The 25322-nt window shown below is 31.0% G+C and carries 23 protein-coding genes; 16 read left to right on the top strand and 7 right to left on the bottom strand.

All coding sequences use genetic code 11. The features are described 5' to 3' along the window. Window positions 1–8: 8 nt before the first annotated feature. From KEC48_RS11095 to KEC48_RS11085, 3 genes are read right to left on the bottom strand one after another with little or no spacing between them, the layout of a single operon-like run. Window positions 9–731 (bottom strand): hypothetical protein, encoded by a 723-nt coding sequence (locus KEC48_RS11095; protein ID WP_087359138.1) that lies wholly within the window; start codon window positions 729–731, stop codon window positions 9–11. Window position 732: 1 nt separating this feature from the next. Next, window positions 733–1593, bottom strand: a complete 861-nt coding sequence (locus tag KEC48_RS11090; RefSeq protein ID WP_211962271.1) for an ABC transporter ATP-binding protein — start codon at window positions 1591–1593, stop codon at window positions 733–735. Continuing rightward, a complete protein-coding gene (locus KEC48_RS11085; RefSeq protein ID WP_211962269.1) occupies window positions 1574–1957 on the bottom strand; it encodes a GntR family transcriptional regulator in 384 nt (127 codons plus the stop codon). The genes KEC48_RS11090 and KEC48_RS11085 overlap by 20 nt, the downstream gene beginning before the upstream one ends. A 389-nt stretch (window positions 1958–2346) precedes the next feature. Here KEC48_RS11085 and KEC48_RS11080 point away from each other — a divergent pair, with 389 nt between their 5' ends. From KEC48_RS11080 to KEC48_RS11060, 5 genes are all read left to right on the top strand, one after another. Continuing rightward, window positions 2347–3168, top strand: a complete 822-nt coding sequence (locus KEC48_RS11080) for a MerR family transcriptional regulator (RefSeq protein WP_211962267.1) — start codon at window positions 2347–2349, stop codon at window positions 3166–3168. 78 nt (window positions 3169–3246) lie between these two features. Further along, window positions 3247–4230, top strand: coding sequence for a serine hydrolase (locus tag KEC48_RS11075; protein WP_087359145.1), 984 nt, complete (start codon window positions 3247–3249; stop codon window positions 4228–4230). A gap of 173 nt (window positions 4231–4403) precedes the next feature. Beyond that, window positions 4404–4967: a flavodoxin family protein gene (locus KEC48_RS11070; RefSeq protein ID WP_211962258.1), complete on the top strand. Its 564-nt coding sequence runs from the start codon at window positions 4404–4406 to the stop codon at window positions 4965–4967. 366 nt (window positions 4968–5333) lie between these two features. Next, window positions 5334–6083: a glucosamine-6-phosphate deaminase gene (nagB, locus tag KEC48_RS11065; protein ID WP_211962256.1), complete on the top strand. Its 750-nt coding sequence runs from the start codon at window positions 5334–5336 to the stop codon at window positions 6081–6083. Beyond that, window positions 6067–7386, top strand: coding sequence for a 6-phospho-beta-glucosidase (locus KEC48_RS11060; RefSeq protein ID WP_211965482.1), 1320 nt, complete (start codon window positions 6067–6069; stop codon window positions 7384–7386). The genes nagB and KEC48_RS11060 overlap by 17 nt, the downstream gene beginning before the upstream one ends. Before the next feature lie 47 nt (window positions 7387–7433). On the opposite strand, the gene KEC48_RS11055 is transcribed toward KEC48_RS11060, so the two are convergent. The 3 genes from KEC48_RS11055 to KEC48_RS11045 form a co-directional block, all read right to left on the bottom strand. Next, window positions 7434–9032: a potassium/proton antiporter gene (locus KEC48_RS11055; RefSeq protein ID WP_211962254.1), complete on the bottom strand. Its 1599-nt coding sequence runs from the start codon at window positions 9030–9032 to the stop codon at window positions 7434–7436. A 148-nt stretch (window positions 9033–9180) separates the two neighbouring features. Then, window positions 9181–9717, bottom strand: coding sequence for a hypothetical protein (locus tag KEC48_RS11050; RefSeq protein WP_211962252.1), 537 nt, complete (start codon window positions 9715–9717; stop codon window positions 9181–9183). A 16-nt stretch (window positions 9718–9733) separates the two neighbouring features. Beyond that, the gene (locus tag KEC48_RS11045) at window positions 9734–11185 is read right to left on the bottom strand and encodes a substrate-binding domain-containing protein (RefSeq protein ID WP_211962250.1); all 1452 of its coding nucleotides are present in this window, start codon (window positions 11183–11185) and stop codon (window positions 9734–9736) included. A gap of 165 nt (window positions 11186–11350) precedes the next feature. On the opposite strand from KEC48_RS11045, the gene KEC48_RS11040 reads away from it, so the two are divergent. Further along, window positions 11351–11866: a hypothetical protein gene (locus KEC48_RS11040; RefSeq protein WP_211962243.1), complete on the top strand. Its 516-nt coding sequence runs from the start codon at window positions 11351–11353 to the stop codon at window positions 11864–11866. A 24-nt stretch (window positions 11867–11890) separates the two neighbouring features. Here KEC48_RS11040 and KEC48_RS11035 read toward each other — a convergent pair whose 3' ends face one another. Beyond that, the gene (locus KEC48_RS11035) at window positions 11891–12268 is read right to left on the bottom strand and encodes a CoA-binding protein (protein WP_087359756.1); all 378 of its coding nucleotides are present in this window, start codon (window positions 12266–12268) and stop codon (window positions 11891–11893) included. Between the two features lie 162 nt (window positions 12269–12430). On the opposite strand from KEC48_RS11035, the gene mnmG reads away from it, so the two are divergent. The 10 genes from mnmG (at window position 12431) to KEC48_RS10985 (ending at window position 25268) form a co-directional block, all read left to right on the top strand. Continuing rightward, on the top strand, window positions 12431–14284 hold the full coding sequence (gene mnmG, locus KEC48_RS11030; RefSeq protein ID WP_211962241.1) for a tRNA uridine-5-carboxymethylaminomethyl(34) synthesis enzyme MnmG: 1854 nt from the start codon (window positions 12431–12433) through the stop codon (window positions 14282–14284). Window positions 14285–14293: 9 nt separating this feature from the next. Then, a complete protein-coding gene (gene rsmG, locus KEC48_RS11025; RefSeq protein WP_211962240.1) occupies window positions 14294–14998 on the top strand; it encodes a 16S rRNA (guanine(527)-N(7))-methyltransferase RsmG in 705 nt (234 codons plus the stop codon). 327 nt (window positions 14999–15325) lie between these two features. After that, window positions 15326–16771, top strand: coding sequence for an ATP-binding protein (locus KEC48_RS11020; protein WP_211962239.1), 1446 nt, complete (start codon window positions 15326–15328; stop codon window positions 16769–16771). A 116-nt stretch (window positions 16772–16887) separates the two neighbouring features. Beyond that, complete coding sequence (locus KEC48_RS11015) at window positions 16888–17742, top strand: zinc ribbon domain-containing protein (protein WP_211962238.1); 855 nt, start codon at window positions 16888–16890, stop codon at window positions 17740–17742. A gap of 90 nt (window positions 17743–17832) precedes the next feature. Then, window positions 17833–18594 (top strand): DeoR/GlpR family DNA-binding transcription regulator, encoded by a 762-nt coding sequence (locus KEC48_RS11010; RefSeq protein ID WP_211962237.1) that lies wholly within the window; start codon window positions 17833–17835, stop codon window positions 18592–18594. Window positions 18595–18603: 9 nt separating this feature from the next. Continuing rightward, the gene (locus tag KEC48_RS11005) at window positions 18604–20952 is read left to right on the top strand and encodes a formate C-acetyltransferase/glycerol dehydratase family glycyl radical enzyme (RefSeq protein WP_211962236.1); all 2349 of its coding nucleotides are present in this window, start codon (window positions 18604–18606) and stop codon (window positions 20950–20952) included. Then, a complete protein-coding gene (locus KEC48_RS11000) occupies window positions 20939–21856 on the top strand; it encodes a glycyl-radical enzyme activating protein (RefSeq protein WP_205089126.1) in 918 nt (305 codons plus the stop codon). The genes KEC48_RS11005 and KEC48_RS11000 overlap by 14 nt, the downstream gene beginning before the upstream one ends. Before the next feature lie 15 nt (window positions 21857–21871). After that, window positions 21872–22552 carry a fructose-6-phosphate aldolase gene (locus tag KEC48_RS10995; protein ID WP_211962234.1) on the top strand — a complete coding sequence of 227 codons (681 nt, stop codon included), beginning with the start codon at window positions 21872–21874 and terminating at the stop codon, window positions 22550–22552. Between the two features lie 100 nt (window positions 22553–22652). After that, window positions 22653–24305, top strand: coding sequence for an FAD-dependent oxidoreductase (locus KEC48_RS10990; protein ID WP_249191355.1), 1653 nt, complete (start codon window positions 22653–22655; stop codon window positions 24303–24305). A gap of 120 nt (window positions 24306–24425) precedes the next feature. After that, window positions 24426–25268, top strand: a complete 843-nt coding sequence (locus tag KEC48_RS10985; RefSeq protein WP_211962233.1) for a phosphate ABC transporter substrate-binding protein — start codon at window positions 24426–24428, stop codon at window positions 25266–25268. Window positions 25269–25322: the final 54 nt, after the last annotated feature.

The raw sequence follows: 25322 nt of genomic DNA, 5'->3' as shown, positions 1-25322 counted from the left end.
GTTCTAAATTATTTTAATTCTGTACGACGAATAACTGCATAAGAACCAATTCCTAATATTGCTACAATTACAAATAATGTTAGAGCAGGGAATATATAATTAATTGTTCCATCAGTCATAAAGCCCATTGCTTGCATCAAAAATTCTACAATATCCCTAACCAATTCAGCAGAGAATACATATCTGAACAATGCAATAATCAATAAGATAACCCCGCCAAAAACAACACCTAAATATATTGAAATATTCTTTCCTACTCTGTTGATTACAAGAACAATCAAATAAAGTAAACTACAAAATGCTACGTAGAAAAGAAATAACCATAGCCAATTCATAAACAAGTTATCATACCCATATAAAGCTCCATATAATGACGAATAATTATTATTGATTAAATGCATCATGTTACCAACCACCGTATCAACGAGTGCCATTATTCCAGAAATAAAGCAGAACATTGCAATAGTTGCAATATATATATATTTACGAGTAAAACCATTTTGAATCAGCATTTTAAAATCTTCATTAAATCCTAGAACTCCTAATACGCATACATAAATCAAAGTATTTATCTCTAAACAATTAGTGCCTACATCTTCAAAGGTACCCATTATCAATCCGATAGTAATTGTAATTAATCCAACGATAGCATACTGTATAGCATAGAAGATCCAGATATACTTAAATGATGTCATACATTCATATTGAATAATAGATTTAAGATTTTTCATATTATTGGTCTCCTTTCTCGGTCAATTTGACAAACAGTTTTTGTAAATTCATGGCAGATAGTGATAAATTAGCTGTTTTAGGAAGAGGAGTTTTTTCATCTAATACATATGCAATTTTAAGGTTACTTAATTCATCGTATCCGATAACATTTTTATCAGCACAATAAGCATCTACCTCGTGTGCAAGTCCTGATACACTAAATCCTGTTTCCAATAATGAATTGACATTATTTTGAAGAAGTACCTTTCCTTTATCAATTAATACGACTTCCTCAATGATATTAGCTACTTCTTCAATAAGATGTGTCGCTATAATAATAGTTCTCTCGCTATTTTCATAGTCTTTTAATAACAAGTCATAAAACAATTCTCTATGATTCGCATCCAAACCAAGAACCGGTTCATCATAAATAACATAAGGAACATTCAAAGATAGGGCAACTGTTAGTTTGAAGATAGACTGATATCCTTTTGATAATGCCTTGAATTTCTTATTAATATTAAGATTAAATTTGTTTGCTATTTCTAATGCCTTTTCTTTATCAAAATCATCGTAGAAACGAGCGATCCACTTGAATTGATCTTTGATTTTTAAGTTAGTATCATATAAATCCGCTTCACTCATACAGAAGATCTTATCATGGATTTTCATGTTTTCTTTTGCTGGAATATCATCAATAAGAACTTCTCCACTATCAGCAAAAATACGATTGGCAATAATATTGATTAGCGTAGATTTTCCAGCTCCATTTCTTCCTAGAAATCCGTAGATCTTTCCGTGTTCAAATGAAAAGGAAATATTATCGAGTGCGATAACATCTTTATACTGTTTTGTAACATTCTTAATTTGAATTGCATTCATTGTCATAACCCCTTTCTATGAGTTTAATTATTTCATCTTTAGACATATTCAATTTGTTTGCTTCTTCTATTAGGGTTGCTATAAACTGATCGTAAAATTGACCCTGTCTTTTCTGTCGGATTTTTTCCACTGCTCCTTCTTTTACAAACATTCCTAAACCCCTTTTCTTATAAATGATTTCATCATCAACAAGTAAATTCATTCCTTTCAAAACAGTATGTGGATTGATATTCAACAATGTAGAAAATTCATTTGTTGAAGGAATTTTCGTTTCCTCTGGATATATTCCCGTGAATATTGAATCCTCTAACTGCTCTGCAATCTGAATGAATATAGGTTTTTCTATATTAGTATTTATATTCAACGAACATCACTCCTTTATAGTTTGTTAGTGGAGCAACTAACTACCTTACACCTATAATATAGATGATAATCACAAGGTTGTCAATAATTTTCTTGAATTAGCCAAAAAAATGAAAGGATTATTTATAATAAATTCACTAATTAAATCAATACGAACTGACCCTTTATAAGGATAGAAACTGGAAGATTATAGGATAAATGAAAAAGGCTGCACTTTACTTTTCTAGTGGTATACAAGCTTTTTAAATAACCTATTAAATAGTTGGAATTCATTTCTTATCATGTTATTTTAGGTGTAAGTAAGGTATTGCGCATAGAATTAACGCATTGACTTTCCCCTTACAGGAAGGTGTAACATAAATATGGAAGCAAGTTGAGAGGGGTAGATTTATGTTATCTATAGGTGAATTTTCGAAGATATGTAAAGTTTCTACAAAAACGCTTCGTTACTATGATGAAATCGGACTGATAAAACCCAGCAAAATTAATCCAGAGAATAATTATAGATACTATTCCATTGAACAGTTAGAAACTATGCTTTTTATTAACCGCCTAAAACAATATAATTTTTCTTTGGAAGAAATTAGAACGATTATTACATCAGAAGAAATGCTAAATGAAAAATTATGCTTAGAACTTTATAAGAAAAAGAAACAATTTGAAAAACAAATACAGATATATTCACAAATTACAGAACGATTAAATAAGGATATAGCAGTTTTGAAACAAGGAAAATCAATCATGTCTTATTTGAACAAGATTAATGTACAGCTTGTTGAAGTACCAGTTATGTATTTGGTTTCTATTCGTAAAATGGTTTGTAAATTTGAAATGGAAGAACAATACGCTTGTTGCTTTAATTCAATATTAAGGAAAATTCAATATGACAAATTAACTGTCAATGCTCCACCTATGGTGCTTTTTCATGGTGATGAGTTTACTCCTTTTGGATTAGATACAGAATTCGCTATTCCAGTAGAACAATTTGTTACAGGAACAAGAGATTTTTGTCCGGGACTATGCTTAAAAACAACTCTACATGGTGGATATTCTAATTTGACATCTGTTTATACGAAACAATGTGAATGGGCAGAACAAAACGGTTATGAAAACAATGGTCCTCTTTATGAAGTTTATATTACTGACCCAACACAAACTTCAAATGAAGATGACCTAGTAACGGAAATTTATTATCCAGTAAAAAAGAAATAAGCAAATGTATCAAAGATTTATATTTTGTGAATGAATATTTCTTATACAATAACGTGAAATGGAGATGAAATTGATACTATGAATAAAAAGGAACTGCACGATTTTATTAAAGAAAAACAGCCTAATATCTGTCAAATATCATGCTATAAAGACGGTAAAGAGGTTTATTCTGATGAATGGAATAATTATAAAAAAATAGACACTTGCCATGTTATGTCTGCAACAAAAAGTGTTGTGGTATTGCTTGTAGGAATAGCACTTGATAAAGGATTTATAAAAAGCATAGACCAACCTGTATTAGATTTTTTCCCTGAATATAAAATTAAAAGAGGAGAAAAAACAATTCAACAAGTTACAATCAAGCATTTACTGACTATGACTGCACCTTATAAGTATAAGTACGAACCGTGGACTAAAATTTGTTCAAGTGATGATTGGACTATTTCAGCTTTAGATTTTCTGGGTGGAAGAAAAGGATCGACTGGAAAATTCAAATACTCTACTTTAGGCATACATATACTAACTGGCATTATATCAAAAACGAGTGGTCTAAAAGTCGTTGATTTTGCAAACGAATTTTTATTTGAACCCATTGGAGTAGAAAAACATATAAATTATTTAGCTGAAACTGCCGAAGAACATAAACATTTTATTATGTGTAAAGACCCACAAAAAAATATATGGTTTTGCGACCCTAAAGGAATAGGAACAGCCGGATATGGTTTGTGTTTTTCTGCAACAGATATGGCGAAAATCGGACAGCTTTGTTTAGATAAAGGCTTTCATAATGGAAAACAAATTGTATCTTCTAAATGGATTGAAGAAATGATAAAACCAAATTATAGATGTGGAGACGAATTTAGAAATATGTCTTATGGGTATCTATGGTGGATTGTAGATGAGAATAAACATATTTTTGCGGCCATAGGAAATAGCGGGAATGTTATATATGTAAATCCGTCGGAAAATATAGTTATAGCAGTTACATCATATTTTAAACCAACGATATTTGATCGCATAGATTTTATACAAAAGTATATTGAGCCATGTATTTCAATATAATAATTTCAATACCTTATTAATTATTAAAAAAGCAATCAATCAAAAATGTAGATGCTAATGACAAAAGTAAAGGAACTTATAAAAGAATAAAAAAGATAGTTTTTATTGGTATAAAAAAGTATGTGAATCAAATGGTGAAGATTTAAAATAAAAGATTTTGATAGGGAGAGAGTATGAAAGTTTTAGGTATTAATGGAAGTGCAAAAAAAGATAGCCATACAACAGGATTAATGAAATATATTTTTGAAGAGTTAAATAAAGAAGGAATAGAAACCAAGTTAATAATTCTCTATGATAAGAAAATCAATCCTTGTCATGCATGTTGGGCTTGTCAGAGTAGAAAAAATTGTGTTTATCAAGATGATTTTCATGATGTATTTAATCAAATGATGGAAGCAGATGGAATGATATTAGGATTACCAGTTTATATGGCAAATATATCTTCATTTATGCAGGCTCTATTAGAACGAGCAGCAGTTGTTTTAGATATGAATAAAGAGAATCTATCTATGAAATATAAAGTAGGTGCATCTATTGTATCGCTTCGACGTGGTGGAGGCTTAAATGCAGTAGATGCAATGAATCATTTCTTTTTGAATCATGAAATGATTGTTGTAGGATCAACATATTGGAATATGGTTTATAGTCAATTATCTAGAGAAGTTGAAAGTGATTTAGAAGGAATAGAAAATATGAAAAATACTGGTCAAAATATGGCATGTATTCTTAAAAAATAAATAATGATGATTTAAATAATATTGAATAAAGGGAAGTTAATACGATTCAAATAAGCAGACATTATCAATGATGAAAGATATGTTTACTAGGGAATCGTATTTTTATTTGAGAAAATCAAAGTAAGGTTATATCATCTCTAAACAATCAAGAAAGTACATTTTATTTTTTATGAAGCCATTATTTTTAGAATTTCTATTGTTTTAAACACTATAATAATGATACCATATTATTATGATAACGCTGTTCTATATGCGATTTGATGTCTTTAGGGTTGATGGTATCATTATTAATATTTATTTTCTATTTGTAAAAGCAATAGATAACGCTAAGAAAAAAGAACGAGCAGAATAAAAGAGGAGGTCATTATGAAAATTCTTGTTTTTGATGAAGAAAAAAAGCTTGATGCTTATGTAGGAGAAACGATATGTGATTTTATCCGACAACATGATCAAGCAACAATTGGTTTTGCGACTGGTTCAACACCATTAGGTGTTTATCAATATTTTATTGATAGCTATCAGAATCACAAAGTGAGTTTTCAAAATGTACAAGCTTTTAATTTAGATGAGTATGTTGGATTGAAACCGGAACATCCTAGAAGTTTTGCTTCAGCAATGAAAAATGAACTTTTTTCCCACATTGATATTTTACCTGAAAATATCAATGCATTGGATGGCTCAAAAGAAGATATGGATGAGGAATGTCAAAGATATGAAACATTGATTGAACAAAATCCTATTGATATCCAAATTTTAGGAATTGGAATGGATGGACACATTGCTTATAATGAGCCAGGAAGTCCACTTGATGGAGCATGTCATGTTGTGGATTTACATCAGGAATCTATAGAAAGTTCACTTGATTATGGATTTGATCATATTGAAGATGTTCCTACACAAGGTGTCACACAGGGAATTGGCACAATCATGAAAGCAAAACAACTGATCATGATGGCTAAGGGAGAAAAGAAAGCTGATTTAGTGAAAAGAATGATTTATGGTGAAGTGACACCAGATTTTCCTAGCTCTATTATTCAAAGACATCCAAGTGTGATTGTCTGCCTTGATAGAAATGCAGCGAGTCAATTGAAGGAGGAAGATTATGAAAAGCGTTAAAATAGTAACAATTGGTGGTGGTTCTTCCTATACACCTGAACTGATTGAAGGATTTATCAAAAGATATGATGAATTACCTGTTAGAGAATTATGGCTTGTTGATATTGAAGAAGGGAAACATAAGTTGGAAATTGTAGGAAATCTTGCAAAAAGAATGGTGAAAAAAGCAGGAATCCCTATGAAGATTTATATGACTCTTGATCGTCAGGAAGCATTGAAAGATGCAGATTTTGTCACAACTCAATTTAGAGTTGGACAATTAGATGCGAGAGAAAAGGATGAATTGATTCCTTTGAAATATGGTATTATAGGACAAGAAACAAATGGTCCAGGAGGTATGTTTAAAGCTTTAAGAACAATACCTGTTATCTTTGATATTATTAAAGATTGTGAAAAATTATGTCCAAACGCATGGATTATTTCATTTACGAATCCATCAGGAATTAATGCCGAAGCTGTTTTTAGACATACAGGATGGAAGAAATTTATTGGTTTATGTAATGGACCAGTGAATATGATTAAAGATATTGAACATATTTTAAATGTCCAAGACAATGATGAATTGGATGTTAAAATTGGTGGTATCAATCATATGATTTATGCATTAGATATTACATTGAATGGAGAAAATGCGAATCGAAAATTGATTGATACAATGATTGATCAGGGAAATAGTGAATCTTTGAAAAATATTGTAGATATACCATGGTCAAAAGAGTTTTTAAATAGTTATGGATATTTAGGTATTGGGTATTTACGCTATTACTTACAAAAACAACAAATGTTAGAACATTGTCAGGAAGATGCTGCGAAAGGACAATGTCGAGCACAAGTTGTTAAAAAGGTTGAAAAAGAATTATTTGAAAAATATAAAGATGAAAATCTTGATGTTAAACCAAAAGAATTGGAACAACGTGGTGGAGCATATTATAGTGATGCAGCTTGCAACTTGATTTCGTCATTATATAATGATAAAGGTGATATACAAGTTGTTGATACTTTAAATAAAGGTGCTATTTCTAATATGCCTGATGATGTTGTTGTGGAAGTGAGCTGTAAAATCACAAAAGATGGACCTGTTCCTATCCCAGTCGGAGAGCTTCCTTTACAAACAGTTGGTTTAATTCATCAGTTAAAAGCTTTTGAAATTTTAACAACAAATGTTGCATTAAGTGGAAATTATGATGATGCATTAGTTGCGATGACAATTAACCCTCTTGTTCAAAGTGAAATCACTGCTAAAAAGATATTAGATGAAATGCTAGAAGCCCATAAAAAATACCTACCTCAATTTTATAAATAATGATAAAAAGACTTCAAACAATTGAATTTTGAGGTCTTTTTCCATATTTATATTTCATCCTGTGTTTCAATTGTCACAAGAATATCATTTTCTAAAATAGGCGTTGTTCCATTAGGAATAATAGATTGATGATTTCTTTGAATCATGATAATTAACTGTTTAGCAGGTAAAGAAATATCCTTAACAAGCTTATCTTTCCATTTATGTGATGAATGAATATGGGTTTCATCTAAACGAATGTTTTCTCTGTTTTCAAATTGCTTTGCGGCTAAAACAAGTAAATCTCCTTCTAATATTTCTGTATCACCATTAGGAATTAAAGTTTGGTGATCTCTTGCGATTAAAATGACTAACAAATCATCAGCATTAATATCTTTAAGCTTTAGATTTTTAAAAAGATGATTATGCCCTATTTTCATTTTCACAAAACACATATCATTATCTTCCTGATAATCATTAAATGTACGTAATATATCAACTTGTGGGTTAATCATATGACATTTCTTTGAAATCCATGGTAGAAGTGAGCCTTGAATAGAAAGTGAAAATAAGACAATACAAAAGACAAGGTTAAATAAATCAAATGGTAAATTAACTTGATAAAGCACAGCATATATCGCAAAGACGATTGATGCTACACCTCTTAATCCTGCCCATGATACAACGGTCATTTGTCGCAATGGTGAACGAAACATACCAAGGAGTACAGAAATAGATAAAGGACGAGCTACAAATGTTAAGAAAATCATAATCAAAATGGCAGGAATAATAACTTCTGGAAGTTCAGATGGTGTGACAAGTAATCCTAGTAAAAAGAAGATTAAGACTTGTGCCATTTTTGTAAGAGTTTCATAAAAATGAACCATGTCTTTTTTATGAGGAATATAACTATTACCTAAAATGATGCCACAAATATAAACACTTAAATATCCATTTCCACCAATCAGATTAGAAAAAGCATAAGTGATAATACTACTCGCAAAAATAATAACTGTATTTTCATAGCTTTCATTGACATGAACTTCATTTAAAATTTTCACTATGATTTTTCCAATACAAAAACCACACAATAAACCAAAGATGATTTGTTGAAAAATCATAACTGGTAAAGATATGTTTTGTCCTGTCATAATCATAATCACAGATATTGTTAACATATATGAAACAGGGTCATTCGATCCTGATTCAATTTCCAACAAGGAGTCTGTTCCATACTTTAAAGATAAATGACGAGAACGTAAAATGTTAAAGACAGATGTAGCATCAGTAGAAGAAATGACAGATCCAATTAATAAACTCTGTAACCATGATAAATCTAAAACATAATAAACAAATCCCGCAACCAGCAATGCTGTTAATAAGACACCGAGTGTTGATAAGACAATAGATTTCACAATTACTGGTTTGGCTACTTTCAAATTGGTTCCAAAACCACCAAAGAACATGATGAATATCAAACTGGTTGAACAAATCATTTCGGCAATCTGATAATCATTAAAAACAACACCTAAAATACCATTTTCACCTAAAAGCATTCCTAAAAGAATAAAAAACAAAAGAGAAGGAATAGCCAATTTATCTAAAAAACGATTTAATAAAATACATATAAGAATAACACATCCAACTAATACAAAATATAAATCCATCACATCATCTCCTTTTTCCAAACTATAACAAATATTTGTGTATCCCATAATAACAAAAGATGAGAAAACGAAAATCTTTGTATAGAGAATGACTGCCATACAAAGATTTTATTCATCAATAAGTTTTAAACTGTTCGTTATAGTAAGCTTAATAACAGACAGTATGAGCTATATCTGGTGAAGGAAGATAAGCATAGTACTCTTGAATTTGTTGACTTAAATCAAATGAATGGGATGAGTGATTTAAGATATGATTTTGTATTTGAGGTGGAAATAGCCTTTGAATAGAATCAATATAAAGATTTCCACTTTCCGGCGTTTCACATTGAATGACCTGGTTATCTTTGTAAGTGATTTTATAAGGAATAGAAAAGCTTTCATCTTGAATAAGTTCATCATTCAACACATAGAAACTTTCTAAATGTATCCACATAAAGATATGTTGATAATGACCTGTTTCTTCAATACCATAAGGAATATAATCTGTAAAAATATGATAGTCTTCCTTATCTTTATTATAAGAAGCATTCTTTTGTTTGGATATGACATAGTCTAAGGCTTTGGAATATAGTGTGTCTTCTTTTGCAACATGTGTCATCGAATCCTTTGTTATTGGACTTAAACAAAATAGACAGATGATTATCATAATGATGACCAAAAGTGATAAGCCGATTACTTTTTTCATGAATGAAACTCCTTTTCTAATTTAATGCACAATAACCTGTTTTTTCAATAATATATTGTCCCTGTGAAGAGAGAAGATAGTCTTTTAATTTTTTTACATTTTCTTTTTGATTAGATTTTAAAGTCACACAATATAAATAAGTAGATATAGGATATGTCTGATTTTTAATATTTTCAGTCGTTGGCTCAACACCATCAACAGATAATATTTTCACATCTTCTTCTTGATGTAAACCTTCCAGGAAGTACCTAAACGTATATCCAATAGCATCTTTTTCACCATTATATTGGGCTGTATCTGAAATGATACCTGACATACCTGATATGTATTCATATTGTAAAGGCTCTTTTAGTGGAATATCTCCCATAAAGTAAGCCATCATGGCTTGGCTGCCAGATCTTTCTGGTCTTTGAAAAGCAAGAATGTCTTTGTTTAGTCCACCAACTTTCTGCCAGTTTGTTATATCACCATGATAAATATCTTTAATTTGTTGAGTCGATAGATTAGATACAGGATTATCTTTATTCACAAAGAAGACAAAAGCTTCCTGACCGATAGGTGTATATTCAAATTCGACACCAGCTTCTTTGGCTTCTGCTAATTGTGATTTTGAAGGTTTTGCGCCAAAGAACATATCAATATTCCCATTGATTAAACGGGTATAACCAACAGATGTATTAGTAAATGTGACAATTTTGCCATTAGTATTATAATAATTGTAGTCTTCTGACTCACTATATGCTTTTTCTATTTGATCAATATCTTTATAAACGGCTTTCGCAATAGCACTGTAAACAGGATAACAAGCTTCTGCACCATCAAGAACAGGCATATCTTCTTCATTTTCAATGATAAAGGTACTTGGTTCTTGAAGTTCGACAAGTTGACTATCTTCACTATATGGATAAAAAGGAGATAAGTCAGTGCTGGAATAACCATTCATATAGTCAAAGCCATGACCACCACTATATTTTCTGGCAGGGGAGGTTTGATATACATAAAAACTTGTTGTACAAAGAAGGACTAGACATAGAATTTTAACGATGTATTTCTTTATAGGAATTTGATCTTGACTAAAAACATAAAGACTTACTAATTGAATGAACAAAAGAAGAATAGGACCAAATATCATTAACTGATAATGGGCAGTCAAGGAGCATAGAAGTAAAAATAAAGCAAAAGGGAAATAGAGTATGTAGTAATAATTCCATAACTGAAAAGAAAGATATCCTTGAGATAATAAACTGACAATGGTTAAGCAAACTAAAATGATAAGGATGATTGTTAATTGGATTTGAAATTGATGTGGATAAAGACGATTTTTTCTTTTCAGATAGTAAGTAAACAATACAACAAGGATTGCCATAATGATAAAGGCGGTCGTGGGCATAATGAAAAGACAAATGAAAGATAAAACGAAATAAAGAAGAACATAGCGAAAAATAAAGTATTTAAGATAGTCTTTCATAATGGATATCACCTCTTAAAGATATTGTACTATAAAGATGTGTATAACAAATGAAAATATATTTTTGTTTAACATAAAATTAGTGAAATATTTATAAAAATGAGTCGAAAGAAAATAAAATTTATGACATTCTATAAAAAGATGACATATGAAGGAGAATGATTCATGAGTATTATAAAGAAATATTTTCATGTTTTGATTTGTTTGATATTACTGGTTATAGGGTGCTTATTTATGATGAATCGTCAAAGTCAAGATTTTTATAGTTATCTTATTCAAGATATATCAAAAAGAGATAGTCATTTTGAAACGATTGAAAAAGTAAAATATCAGGATAATTTGTATTTTATAGTTTATCAAGACGATCAAGCTCAAAGTCATTTGCTTATTTATGAAAATGTTCATAATTTATGGATGGATAACTATCAATTTTGGGGAGAGAGTTCTTCTTCCCAGGACATAGATACTTTCAATTATGCAGATTCTCATCAGGCTATGGTTGTTGTTTATGGAAAGAATAAACAAAATGCCTCTCAATATTCTTTTGTGAATAATGGGAAAGTTTATAAAAAAGAAATGAATGATTCCTATATTCTTGATATTTATATGTTAGAGGGGAGTTCATGTCATATAGCTGATTGGACTTTATATGATCAAAATCATCAAATTATACAAAATTGAAAAAATCAGCCTTGATGGGCTGATTTATTCTGTTTCCACTAAGATACAGGCAGGAACAGGTGTAATACCTTGATCGTGCATATATTGTAATAACTGGTCATCATATGTTCCTGGTTGCATCCATGCATAACGAATACCAATGCCAGACATTTCATCAACATAGTCATAAGCGTATTTTGGACTGACGACAAAAACCACAACATCTATAGGATGATCTATTGCTTCTAGATTTGGATATGTTGGGATATCATCTATATTTTGATAAATAGGAGATACACCATAAGTTTGATATCCTTTTTCTAATAAACGTTTAAATATTTTATAACCATATTTTTCTTGATTGGGAGTAACTCCCACAACTGCAAAATGATAATATTTTTCTAATATATCTTTAGGATTCATACGTTTTCACCTCAAAAGTATTATAACATATGCTTTATTTTATGCACAAGAAAACTTCAAGATACCAAAAAGTTTTCTCTATTGAAGATGTATCAATAATTCAATTTGATAATATGAATATTTTGTGCTAATATGAAACAGATTAAAGGAGTGTGAGGAATAATGTATGATGTAATTGTTGTGGGTGGTGGACATGCAGGTATTGAAGCTTGTTTAGCAACGTCAAGAATTGGTAAAAAAACACTATTGGTAACATCACATTTTGATAATGTGGGTTCAATGCCTTGTAATACATCCATTGGAGGACCGGCAAAAGGTATCATTGTCAGGGAAATTGATGCTTTAGGTGGACAAATGGGAAAAACAACGGATGCTACTTATTTACAGATGAAGATGTTAAATACGGCCAAAGGACCAGGAGTCCAATCATTACGTGCTCAGGCAGATAAAAAAGCTTATCCACGTTATATGCAAAAGATTTTAAAACAACAAGAAAACTTAGATATTGTTGAAGCAATGGTTGAAGGATTAATTATTGAAAATCAGACAGTTAAAGGTGTGACTTTAGCTGATGGAAAAACATATGCTGGTCAAACTGTCATATTAACAACTGGAACTTATTTAAAAGCTGAAGTCATGGTTGGAGATCAAAAGACACCAAGTGGACCTGATCAGGAAAAGCCATCATTGTATTTATCTGATCAACTGAGAGATTTAGGCTTCCGTATTCAAAGACTGAAAACAGGAACACCTCCAAGAGTAGAAATCAACAGTGTGGATTATTCAAAAACACAATTACAGCCAGGCACTGACGAACCTCTTGCATTTAGTTATGAAACAACAACATTTGTTCCTATTGAAAAACAAACTCCTTGTTATTTAACATATACAAATGAAACAACACATCAAATTATTAAAGATAATTTATCAAGATGTAGTATGTATTCTGGGATTGTCAAAGGAATAGGACCAAGATATTGTCCTTCTATTGAAGATAAAGTTGTGAAATTTTCTGATAAACCACAACATCAGATTTTCTTAGAACCAGAATCCAAAGAAATGAATACTATTTATGTTCAAGGTTTTTCAACATCCATGCCTCATGATATTCAAGAACAAATGATACGTACGATTCCAGGATTGGAAAACTGTCAGATTTTAAAATATGCTTATGCGATAGAATATGATGCGATTGATCCATTACAATTATGGCCATCATTAGAAACAAAAGTGATTAAAAATCTTTTTACAGCAGGACAAATCAATGGAACGAGTGGATATGAAGAAGCTGCAGCTCAAGGTTTAATGGCAGGGATCAATGCTGTAAAGAAGATCAATCATGAAGAACCATTAATTTTAAAGAGAAATGAAGCTTATATTGGTGTTATGATTGATGATTTAGTCACAAAGGGGACAAAAGAACCTTATCGTATGTTGACATCACGTGCTGAATATCGTTTATTGTTAAGACATGATAATGCTGATGAAAGATTAAGACAATATGGTTATGATGCCAGATTAGTGAAAGAAGATGTTTATCAGGCTTATGTTGAAAAGATGAATCATATTCATGAAGAAATAGAAAGATTGGATAGTATTCGTTTTACGCCTAAACATGAAATCAATGAATTATTGGTTGAACTGGGTTCAACGCCTTTAAAAGAAGGAATCAGTGCGAAAGTTTTACTTCAAAGACCAGAGATGGATTATCAAAAATTAAAGCCTTATATTGAAAATGCTCATTTAACTTCAGAAGAAGAAAAAAGAGTAACAATTCTTATTAAGTATAAAGGATATATTGATAAGACTTTAAGACAAGTAGAAAAACAAAGAAAGATGGAAGAAAAACAAATTCCTCAAGATATTGATTATGAAGATGTGTTAAATCTATCTTTAGAAGCAAAACAAAAATTATCACAGATTCGACCTGTCACAATTGCACAGGCATCACGTATTTCAGGAATCAATCCGGCTGATATTTCAGTACTTTTGATTTATTTAAAACAACACTATTAAGAGGTATATATGAATCAGGAACAATTTATACAAGCCCTTTTAGATAAAGGTATCACTTTAACAGATCAACAACTTGAACAGTTTGAACTTTATTATCAAACATTAGTTGAATGGAATCAAAAAATGAATCTCACAGCTATTACTCAAAAAGAAGATGTTTATTTAAAACACTTTTATGATTCATTAACAATTTCATTTGATTATGAATTATCCAATCAATCTTTATGTGATGTAGGAGCAGGTGCAGGTTTTCCTTCTATTCCTTTAAAGATTGTCTATCCAGATTTAAAAGTCACAATTGTGGATTCACTATCAAAGCGTATTACATTTTTAAAACATTTGATTCAAGTTTTAGATTTAAAAGATGTTCAAGCTATGGCTTCAAGAGCAGAAGAATATGCGAAAAAACATCGTGAATCATTTGATATTGTGACAGCAAGAGCTGTTGCCAGATTAAATATTTTAGATGAATTATGCTTGCCTTTAGTGAAAGTTGATGGAGATTTTATAACTTTAAAAGGATTAAAAGCTCAAGAAGAATTACAGGAAGCTAAACAGGGTATAGAAAAACTAGGTGGAAAAGTTATCAAACAGGAAAGTTTCACTTTAACAGATGAAAATGATCATCGTTGTAATATTTATATACATAAAGTAAAGAATACACCCATTCAATATCCTAGAGATTTTAGTAGAATTAAAAAGAAACCATTATAACGCATCAGTTGATGCGTTTTTTCGTATATTTATATGATTTCAGTTGATAATAAATAAAATAACTAAACAAATAAGTGAACAAATTATGAAGTAACTCAAAAAATAACTGAAATATATAATAAATAAGTGAAGAAATGATAAAATAAGTTAACAAATAATAAAAAATAACTAAATAATTAAAGAAATAACTTAAATATTAAATGAAATAATGAAAAATAACTTAAATTTTATTGATTTAAATGAAATATTATTCTAAAATGAATTTAGAAAACAAATGATAATTAATGAATGTATGAAAAAATAGTTTAATTTTAAAGGAGGAAAATCATGTTAAGTGAAGAACTTATAGAATTGACATCATCAATTACTCAATTGAAAAGCGAAACACAGACAGTTGAAGTTAAAGCTGCTCATGGTGGTTGTCCTAAGAGATTGTATGATACTTTATCTAGTTTTTCTAATCAAGATGGTGGAGGAATTATTTTGTTTGGATTAGATGAAACAAAAGGTTTTGAAGCTGTAGGTGTATATGATGTTCATGATTTACAAAAGAAAGTGACAGAACAATGTAATCAAATGGTTCCACCTGCTCGTGCAATGTTTACTGTTGCTAAGTATCATGGTTTAGATATATGTAGTGCTGAAATTCCATCCGTTGATATAACAGAAAGACCATGTTATTATGCTGGTGCAGGAAAAGTCAAAGGCTCATATGTTCGTGTTGGAGATGCCGATCTTCCTATGACTGACTATGAAATCTACTCATATGAAGCGTTTAAAAAACATGTTCATGATGATGAAAGACCAATTGAAAGAGCGACATTTGATTTATTGAGAAAAGAAGAATTAGAAAAATATATTTTAACAATGAAAATTAATAAGCCAGGATTCTCAAAATTATCTGATGAACAAGTGTATGAAATGTTATCTATCTCTAGAAATGGTATACCAACACTTGCTGCCGTGATGAATTTTGGGATATATCCTCAAGGATATCTGCCACAAATGGCTATTATTGCAGTTGTTGTGCCGGGAGAAAATTTAGGTGATCTATCAAATCAAGGAGCACGTTTTTTAGATAATAAAAGAATAGAAGGAACTTTGATTGAAATGCTTGATGGTGCTATTGCTTTTTGTCAAAGAAATATGAAAGTAGAAACAATCATTAATCCTCAAACAGGAAATAGAGAGGATGTCACAGAATATCCTATTAATGCCATTCGAGAAATTATTTTAAATGCTTTGATTCATCGTGATTATAGTCAATATACAGAAGGAACACCAATACAGATTTATTTTTATTCAAATCGTCTAGAAATTCATAGTCCAGGTGGTCTTTATGGACGTATGACAGTTGAAGATTTAGGACATTCTCGCCCTGATTTACGTAATCCTGTTTTAGCAACTATGTCGGAATCTCTACTAAATACAGAAAATAGATATTCTGGTATTCCCACTATTTATCGTGAGATGAGAAAAATGAATTTACCTGACCCGGTTTTTCAAAATTTGAGAAATGAATTTGTTGTAACTCTATATAATCAAAGAAAAGAAGAACAACATATTGATGAAAAAGATGATTATGATCAATTATTAGAATTTTGTCAGATACCAAGATCACGACAAGAAATTATGGGATTCTTAAATATTAAGACAACAAGCTATGTAACAAACAAGTATATTGTACCACTTATAAAAGAAGGACGATTAGAAATGACAATTCCAGAAAAACCAAGAAGTAGATATCAAAAATACTATACTTTAAAAGAATAGAAAAATATTTATGGATAGGAGTGATTATGACGAAATATGTAAACTTTTCTTCTATTTTTGTGAATAAACAACTATAATATATTTATAGACATATCTAGGGGAAAGGGGAGAGTTTTATGCGTTGTGATGTATGTGATACAAAAATACCTCCAGGAGCTGATAGATGTCCTAACTGTGGTTATCGTGTTCGAGGAAGTTCAAACATCACTCATAGTCAAACAATATCTACTGAATATCCAGAACCAGAAATCTTTAAACCAAAGAAAAAAAGGAAGTTCTATCAATCACGCAGTCAAACATCGGGTCGTTTTTCGCAACAAAAAAAATCACGAACTTTTAAAAAATATATTATTTTTATTATAGCTTTGATTGTTATAGGGCAGGGGATGGCAGTATTTGTAGGGAATATTGTCACAAATTATAATAGTCATAACTATACAGAATTTACGGGTGAATCTTTACAGGAAGGTATTGATAATGGTGATGATGATGGAACTTTACAATTAGCGTTGGACTATGAAAATGATTTAACAACTTTCTTTACTGATGAATTATTGATGGATGTTGATGTTTCTGAAAATTATAGTATTTATGAAGATGAATATAGTGCTTATATAAATGTATATGGCACATATGATACTGTGAGTTTAACGGCTTCTATGAGTTTTCTTGAACAACAGCCGTATCATCAGTCTGTCACTTTATCTTGGACGAATCAAGGAAGTATAAGAGAAAATCCGATTTATTTGGATACATCACTTATAGAGAAAATAAATGAAAGATTTCAGATAGATATTTATCAGTCTATTGAACAATATAAATCTCAATTAAAAGTTGATGAAGATGATGATACACGTTTTGTGGTAAGTGATTATCAGGATGATTCAAGTGTTTATTTCAGTGAATCTTTAGGTAGTGATGATAATTATTTTGTTTATTTATCTTTAGGACAGGACATTGGTGAAAACTGATGTCTTTTCTATTTGAGAAAATATGTTAAAATTAATAAAAAACAATATATAATAATATTAAATAATAAAAAATAAGAAAAGAGGGTGGCAATGTTTGCGAAAGAAAGGCAAGATGATATTGTAAATCAGGTCAATTTATCTGGTCATGTTAAGGTTAAGGAATTGAGCTTAAAATATCAGGTGACTGAAGATTGTATCCGTAAGGATTTAAGTCTTTTAGAGAAAAAAGGATTATTGAAAAAGACTTATGGAGGAGCTATGAGTCTTCGTAAGAATCCCCATTTGTATAGTAGTATACAGCGTAAAGATATGAACGATAAGCAACGTCAAGAAATAGCAAAAAAAGTCATATCGTTATTAGAAAATCAAGATACGATTTATTTAGATATTTCAAGAACAAATGTAGAAGTGGCTCATTTATTGAATGTTTCTTCTTTATCTCTTATTGTCATCACTAATATGATAGAAATATTAGATGTCTTAAAAGATAATCAAAATATATCAGTTGTCTTTATTGGTGGTGAATTGAATAAGGAAAGAGATGGCTTTTGGGGTGGATTATCTTTACAGATGATTCAACAATTTAAGATTGATAAAGCATTTTTAGGGGTTGTAGGCGTTCAATTAGATAATGGAGATGTTTCTACATATTATATTGAAGATGGTTTGATGAAACAAAGAGTTATGAAACAGAGTCAGAGAAATTATCTTTTGTGTGAAACAAGAAAGCTAAGTGAAGATGGACAGTTTATTTATGGAAATTTAAAAGATGTAGATGGGTTGATTTTAAGTGATGTATTGAATCAAGATTATCAAGAGTATATGAAAATTTATGATATTGAGATGTTGTAGGAGGGGACTATGGAAAAATTAATGAGTCAAAGAATTCAAATATTAAAAGAGAAAATGTTATCTTCACCACGTTATGCTTCAATTGAACAGGCTCGTATCATTACACGTGTTTATCAGGAAAATGAATCTTTATCTGTTCCTAAAAAAAGAGCTTTATCTTTAAAGACAGCAATGGAAGAATTGGAAATAGGTTTTGAAAAAGAAGAATTGATTGTTGGTAATCGTACAAAGGGTGTCAGATATGGTGTTGTTTTTCCTGAGAGTGGTTGTTCATGGATAGATAAGGAATTTGAAACATTGCCAACACGTCCCCAAGATCAATTCTTAGTTAAAGAAGAAGATATTCAAGAATTTAGAGAAAAGATTTATCCTTACTGGAAAGGGAAAACGATGGAAGATGTGATTAAACATCGTGGAGGAGAGGATATTCAAGCTATCGCAAAAGTTGTCAAAATTAATCAAAAAGATCATGCGCAAGGACATATTTGCCCAGATACGGCTTTGTGGTTGAAACTTGGACCACAAGGATTGATGAAACAAGCTCAAGAAAAATTAAAAACTTGTGATGAATCACAAAAAGAATTTTATGAATGTGTTATTCTTGTTATGCAAGGTGCATGTACATTTATGAAACGTTATTATGATATGATTATGGAAAATATTCATGATGTTGAAGGATCTTATCAACAATCTTTGAAAACTGTCGCAAATAATTGTTTAAATCTCACAAAACGTCCACCAGAAACATTCCATGAAGCAGTGCAATCACTATGGTTTTTATTTGTATTGTTGCATATGGAATCCAATGCTTCTTCATTTTCACCTGGAAGAATGGATCAATACTTATATCCCTATTATCAAAAAGATATTGAAGCTGGAAAAATATCTATGGCAGATGCTTTAGACATCTTAGAATGTTTATGGCTAAAATTTAATCAGATTGTTTATTTACGTAATCAAAATAGTGCCAAATATTTTGCAGGATTCCCGATTGGATTTAATATTGCGATTGGTGGTCTTGATGAAAATGGTAATGATACTTATAATGAATTATCTTTGCTTTGCTTACAATGTCAATATGATTTAGGATTACCACAACCTAATTTATCTGTAAGATTAAATCGTCATAGTTCTCATGAATTAATGCAAAAGGCAATAGAAGTTGTATCTAAAGGAAGTGGAATGCCTCAATTCTTCAATGATGAAGCGATTATCCATGCGTTAATAGATTTAGGAATTGAAAAGAAAGACGCTTTGAATTATGCGATTGTAGGATGTGTTGAATTAACAACACATGGAAATAACTTGGGTTGGTCTGATGCGGCTATGTTTAATTTGAATAAAGCGTTAGAACTAACATTGAATCATGGTAAATGTTTGCTTACACATGAACAAATAGGTTTGGATTTAGGTGGTTTAGATACTTATGAAACATTTGATGATTTAGAAAATGCATTTCAAAAACAAATCGATTATTTTATTGAAAAAATGATGCAATGTGAAATTATTGTTGAAAAAGCCCATCAAGATTGTTTACCTACTGCCTTTTTATCATCAGTCATTGATGATTGTTTAGAAAAAGGATTGGATGTGACTAAAGGTGGTGCTAAGTATAATTTATCTGGTATCCAGATGATTCAAATTGCCAATCTGGCTGATTCATTAGCAGCAATGAAAAAGTTGGTTTATGATGATGGTGTGATTGAGGCTGGAAAATTATTGAAAGCTTTACAGGCTGATTTTCAAGGCTATGAAATCATACAGACTATGCTATTGAATAAAGTGCCTAAGTATGGAAATGATGTGGAATGGGTTGATCGTTTAGGAGCAAAATGGGCTGAGTATTTTAGAGAAAGAATGAAAGATTATACGAATTATCGTGGTGGGCCTTACCATACAGGAATGTATACCGTTTCTGCACATGTACCAATGGGAGAAAATGTAGGAGCTTCGCCAGATGGAAGAAATGCTTTAACGCCATTAGCTGATGGTGGTATGTCACCGGTATATGGACGTGATTTAAAAGGTCCAACTGCAGTTCTTAAATCAGTATCACGCTTAAATAATAGTTTGACAACCAATGGTGGTTTATTGAATATGAAGTTTTTACCAGAGTTTTTTCAAACAAAAAATGGCATGAACAAATTTGAAAACTTTTTAAGAGCTTTTGTTGATTTAAAAGTTCCACATATTCAATTTAATGTTGTCAGACGTGAAGATTTACAAGATGCCAAGATTCATCCACAGCTCCATAAATCATTAACGATTCGTGTGGCAGGATATACAGCTTATTTTGTAGAGTTAGCACATAAATTACAAGATGAAATCATTGAAAGGACAACATATGACAACATCTAAAGCTTTAGTTTTTGATATTAAGAGATTTGCTGTGCATGATGGTGATGGGATTCGTACAACGATTTTCTTCAAAGGTTGTCCCCTTCGTTGTATATGGTGTCAAAATCCCGAAGGAATCTCAACTTTACGCAAACCCATTTATTTTCAAAATAACTGTATACATTGTCGTTGTTGTGAAAAGTATGCGAAAGAAGGACAAATGATTTATCAAAATGATAGACCTTATTTCAATAAAGATTATCAAGGAGATTTTGATAACCTTGTTAATATCTGCCCATCATCAGCTATTCGTTATGACAGTCAATATTATGATGTTGATATGTTGATGAAAGAAATTGAGTCAGATCGTGTTTTTTATCGTGATAGTGGTGGAGTGACTTTTTCTGGAGGGGAACCATTGATGCAGGGAGAGTTCTTAATTGATATTTTAAAACGTTGCCATCAACAACATATTCATACAGCTATTGAAACAACATTATATACATCATTAGAACTCATTCAAAAAGCCTTGCCTTATCTAGATCAAATTTATATTGATTTAAAAATATATGATGAAGCATTACATCAAAAGTATGTAGGTGGGTCAGTAGCGCTTATTAAAAAGCATATAGAATATATTTTAAAAAGTGAACATTGGAAAAAAGTCATTATCCGTACTCCACTAATTCCACAAATCACAGCGACTATACAAAACCTACAATCTATCAGTCAGTTTTTATCACATATTAATCCAGAAGTATATTATGAATTATTAAATTATAATCCTTTGGCTTCTTCTAAATATGAATATGTTGATTTTGATTATGGAATTGATTTAAAATATAAGAAATATACAGATGATGAAATGGAAGCATTTTATCAAATTGCTTATCAAAATGGTATTAAAAATTTAATCAAGGAATAACAGGAGGAAAAGAAAATGGAATTGATTATTGATACAGTTGATTTAAATGAAATCAAAGAAGCAGTAGACTATATGCCAATTGTTGGTGTAACGAGTAATCCTTCAATAGTAAAAAAGACAAATCCAAAGGATTTCTTTGAACATATGCGAACAATTAGAGAAATTATTGGGAAGGATAGAAGTCTGCATATTCAAGTCATCTCTAAAGATTGTGACAGTATGGTGAAGGAAGCTCATAGAATCCTAGAAGAAATTGATAGACAGGTTTATATCAAGGTACCTGTATCTTATGAAGGTATCAAAGCGATTAAAATGCTGAAGGAAGAAAACATTCATGTCACAGCGACAGCAGTCTATGATTTAATGCAGGGATATATGGCATTGGCAGCAGGAGCAGACTATATTGCACCCTATGTTAATAGAATAGGAAACTTGGGAGCTGATCCAATGGAACTGATTTATGAGTTATCAAATCGTATCATCATGGATAACTATGATACAATGATTGTCGCAGCATCATTTAAAGGTGTTGAACAGATCAAGAATGCATTGAATAATGGAGCACAGGCGATAACAGCACCAGTAGGAATTTTAAAGCAGATATTCAAGAATCCAAACATAGAAAAAGCAGTGGATGATTTCAATGCTGACTGGTATAGTATGTATGGTGAAGGAAAAGGTATTTGCGATTTATAAGAATAAAGGTATTTTATGCTAGGCATAGAATACCTTTTTAAGCACAATCATTTACTTTGTATTGAAAAATATTTACAATGAATATAGGCGGGTGATAGAAATGAAAGTGGTTATTATTGGTGGTGTTGCTGCAGGGGCAACCACAGCAGCAAGACTGAGAAGATTAAACAAAAATGTGGAGATTATTATGTTTGAAAAAGGCAATTATGTTTCTTATGCTAATTGTGGATTGCCTTATTATGTGTCTGGAGAAATTCGTGAAAAAAGTGATTTATTGTTGATGACTCCTGAACTATTTAAAGAACGTTTTCAAGTGGACGTAAGAGTTGGCAGTGAAGTGAAAGCCATTGATCCAGACAATCAAACAGTTGCTGTATATAATCATATTACAGAAAAAACATATCAGGAAAGTTATGATCAGCTGGTGATTGCGACAGGATCAGCTCCCATTCGATTACCTATACCGGGTATTGATCATCCAGATATTCAACAATTATGGACGATTGAAGACTTTGTGAAAATCAGACAAATGGTTGAATTAAAAAATATTCAAACAGCTTGTATTATCGGTGGTGGTTTTGTAGGCATTGAAACGGCTGAAAATTTAAGAGAATTAAAAGTAGATGTAGATGTTGTAGAAAAAGGAGCACAGATTTTAAATAATCTGGATTTTGAAATGGTACAGCCTATTCATAAATATTTGAATAAAAAAGGTGTACATCTTTATTTAAATACAGAATTAATGGCTTTTGAAGATGATCATTCAAAAATTCAAGTGAAAACAGATGCATTTACAAAGAGTTATGATTTGGTTATTCTTTCTGTAGGTGTTAAGCCTCAAAGTGAATTGGCAAAACAAGCAGGTATTGCATGTAATCAACGTGGAGGTATTATTGTTGATGAACATTTGATGACGAATATTCCTCATATCTATGCAGTAGGTGATGTCATTGAAGTTGAACATTATATCAATCATCAAAAGACGATGATTCCTTTAGCTGGTCCAGCGAATAAAGAAGGAAGAATTTTAGCAAATCATTTAATGGGAGCCAATGAATCTTATCAAGGATCACTTGGCAGCAGTATTATTAAAGTGTTTAAGATGGCAGCAGCGAGTACAGGGTTCAATGAAAAACAACTACAAGCTCAAGGTCTCAAAAGACATCAGGATTATGAAGTGATTATTATTCAGCAAAAATCACATGCAGGATATTATCCCGGTGCGACACCTCTTACAATCAAAGTGATTTATGATTTACAACAAAAAATTCTAGGAGCACAGGTTGTTGGTTATGAGGGCGTGGATAAGCGTATTGATGTCATTTCAACAGCAATCCATTATCATGGAAAAGTGACTGATTTAAAAGATATTCATATTGCTTATGCACCACCATTTGCATCAGCTAAGGATGCTGTGAATATGGTAGGATATGTAGCTGAAAATATACAAAATGGTTATGTCAAGTTGATGTTACCGGATGAATATCAACAACAAAAAGATCAGGTGATAACATTGGATGTCAGAGAGGATGAGGAAAGACAAGTGGGATATATTGAAGGTTCATATCATATTCCTTATGGTGAATTGACGAAACGTTATCAAGAATTAGACCCAAATCAGACTATTGTCATTTATTGTGCAGTGGGTGTTAGAGCCTATAATTGTGCCAGAATATTAATGCAAAGAGGATATCAGAAAGTTTACGTTTTAAGTGGTGGAATAGGATTTTATTTAGATTATTGTTATAAATAATCAAATTCTTTTACGTAATCTTAACAAATTTTATACAAAAATATGATTTTTCTACTATCTAAAAAGATATACACTATGTGTGTCAATAAAGACGAAGGATAAAAAAGGAAGGGTTAAAATATGAAAAAATTCTCAGCTTTATTATTAGCATGTGTATTAAGCTTTAGCTTAGTAGGATGCGGAAGTAATGGTGGCAGTGATGAAGGATCTGCTGGAAGTGAAAATGTAAGTGGAACTGTTGCATTAAATGGTTCAACATCTATGGAAAAATTTGTGAATGGATTAAAAGAAGCTATTGTTGAAACTTATCCAGATTTACAATTAGAACCTCAGTTTACAGGATCAAGTGCTGGTGTTGAAGCAGTGACAAATGGAACTGCTGATATTGGAGATGTTTCAAGAGCTTTAACTGATGAAGAAAAAGCAGCTGGTTTAGTAGAAAACATTGTTGCTTTAGATGGTATCGCGATTGTCACTGATAAGGCAAACACAGCTTCAAATTTAACAACTCAACAATTAAAAGATATTTATACTGGTAAAATTAAAAACTGGAGTGAAGTTGGTGGAGCTGATCAAAATATCGTTGTTATTGGACGTGAAAGTGGTTCAGGAACAAGAGATGCTTTTGAAGAAATCTTAGATATCGCTGATCAATGTCAATTAGCTCAAACATTAAATGAAACAGGTGCAGTAGCTGCTGCGGTTCAATCTACACCAGGAGCTATTGGATATATTTCATTAGATGCTTTAAGTGATGATGTAAAAGCATTACAATTAGATGGTGTTTCACCAAGTGAAGCAACTATTAAAGATGGAACATATACTTTACAAAGACCATTCGTTATGGCTACAAAAGGTGAAGTGAGTAAACAATCTGCACAAGTTCAAGCTGTATTTGATTTCATTAACAGTGATGCAGGTCAAGAAGTGATTTCATCAGTTGGTTTAGTTTCAGCAAAATAATGAACAAGGAGGGAAACCTCCTTTTTTTGTTTGTAAAGAAAAGGTTAAAAAAAT

It is taken from the genome of Clostridium sp. C1, assembly GCF_018223625.1.
Lineage (GTDB): Bacteria > Bacillota_I > Bacilli_A > Erysipelotrichales > Coprobacillaceae > Allocoprobacillus.
Note: the sequence above shows the minus strand (reverse complement) of the source record. Positions and strands in the feature narration are given on the sequence as shown.

What these genes read in the sequence shown, in the direction of transcription:
- KEC48_RS11095 (WP_087359138.1), bottom strand. Translation starts at nt 731, where the DNA reads ATGAAAAATCTTAAATCTATTATTCAATATGAATGTATGACATCATTT.
- KEC48_RS11090 (WP_211962271.1), bottom strand. Translation starts at nt 1,593, where the DNA reads ATGAATGCAATTCAAATTAAGAATGTTACAAAACAGTATAAAGATGTT.
- KEC48_RS11080 (WP_211962267.1), top strand. Translation starts at nt 2,347, where the DNA reads ATGTTATCTATAGGTGAATTTTCGAAGATATGTAAAGTTTCTACAAAA.
- KEC48_RS11075 (WP_087359145.1), top strand. Translation starts at nt 3,247, where the DNA reads ATGAATAAAAAGGAACTGCACGATTTTATTAAAGAAAAACAGCCTAAT.
- KEC48_RS11070 (WP_211962258.1), top strand. Translation starts at nt 4,404, where the DNA reads ATGAAAGTTTTAGGTATTAATGGAAGTGCAAAAAAAGATAGCCATACA.
- nagB (WP_211962256.1), top strand. Translation starts at nt 5,334, where the DNA reads ATGAAAATTCTTGTTTTTGATGAAGAAAAAAAGCTTGATGCTTATGTA.
- KEC48_RS11055 (WP_211962254.1), bottom strand. Translation starts at nt 9,032, where the DNA reads ATGGATTTATATTTTGTATTAGTTGGATGTGTTATTCTTATATGTATT.
- KEC48_RS11050 (WP_211962252.1), bottom strand. Translation starts at nt 9,717, where the DNA reads ATGAAAAAAGTAATCGGCTTATCACTTTTGGTCATCATTATGATAATC.
- KEC48_RS11045 (WP_211962250.1), bottom strand. Translation starts at nt 11,185, where the DNA reads ATGAAAGACTATCTTAAATACTTTATTTTTCGCTATGTTCTTCTTTAT.
- KEC48_RS11040 (WP_211962243.1), top strand. Translation starts at nt 11,351, where the DNA reads ATGAGTATTATAAAGAAATATTTTCATGTTTTGATTTGTTTGATATTA.
- KEC48_RS11035 (WP_087359756.1), bottom strand. Translation starts at nt 12,268, where the DNA reads ATGAATCCTAAAGATATATTAGAAAAATATTATCATTTTGCAGTTGTG.
- mnmG (WP_211962241.1), top strand. Translation starts at nt 12,431, where the DNA reads ATGTATGATGTAATTGTTGTGGGTGGTGGACATGCAGGTATTGAAGCT.
- rsmG (WP_211962240.1), top strand. Translation starts at nt 14,294, where the DNA reads ATGAATCAGGAACAATTTATACAAGCCCTTTTAGATAAAGGTATCACT.
- KEC48_RS11020 (WP_211962239.1), top strand. Translation starts at nt 15,326, where the DNA reads ATGTTAAGTGAAGAACTTATAGAATTGACATCATCAATTACTCAATTG.
- KEC48_RS11015 (WP_211962238.1), top strand. Translation starts at nt 16,888, where the DNA reads ATGCGTTGTGATGTATGTGATACAAAAATACCTCCAGGAGCTGATAGA.
- KEC48_RS11010 (WP_211962237.1), top strand. Translation starts at nt 17,833, where the DNA reads ATGTTTGCGAAAGAAAGGCAAGATGATATTGTAAATCAGGTCAATTTA.
- KEC48_RS11005 (WP_211962236.1), top strand. Translation starts at nt 18,604, where the DNA reads ATGGAAAAATTAATGAGTCAAAGAATTCAAATATTAAAAGAGAAAATG.
- KEC48_RS11000 (WP_205089126.1), top strand. Translation starts at nt 20,939, where the DNA reads ATGACAACATCTAAAGCTTTAGTTTTTGATATTAAGAGATTTGCTGTG.
- KEC48_RS10995 (WP_211962234.1), top strand. Translation starts at nt 21,872, where the DNA reads ATGGAATTGATTATTGATACAGTTGATTTAAATGAAATCAAAGAAGCA.
- KEC48_RS10990 (WP_249191355.1), top strand. Translation starts at nt 22,653, where the DNA reads ATGAAAGTGGTTATTATTGGTGGTGTTGCTGCAGGGGCAACCACAGCA.
- KEC48_RS10985 (WP_211962233.1), top strand. Translation starts at nt 24,426, where the DNA reads ATGAAAAAATTCTCAGCTTTATTATTAGCATGTGTATTAAGCTTTAGC.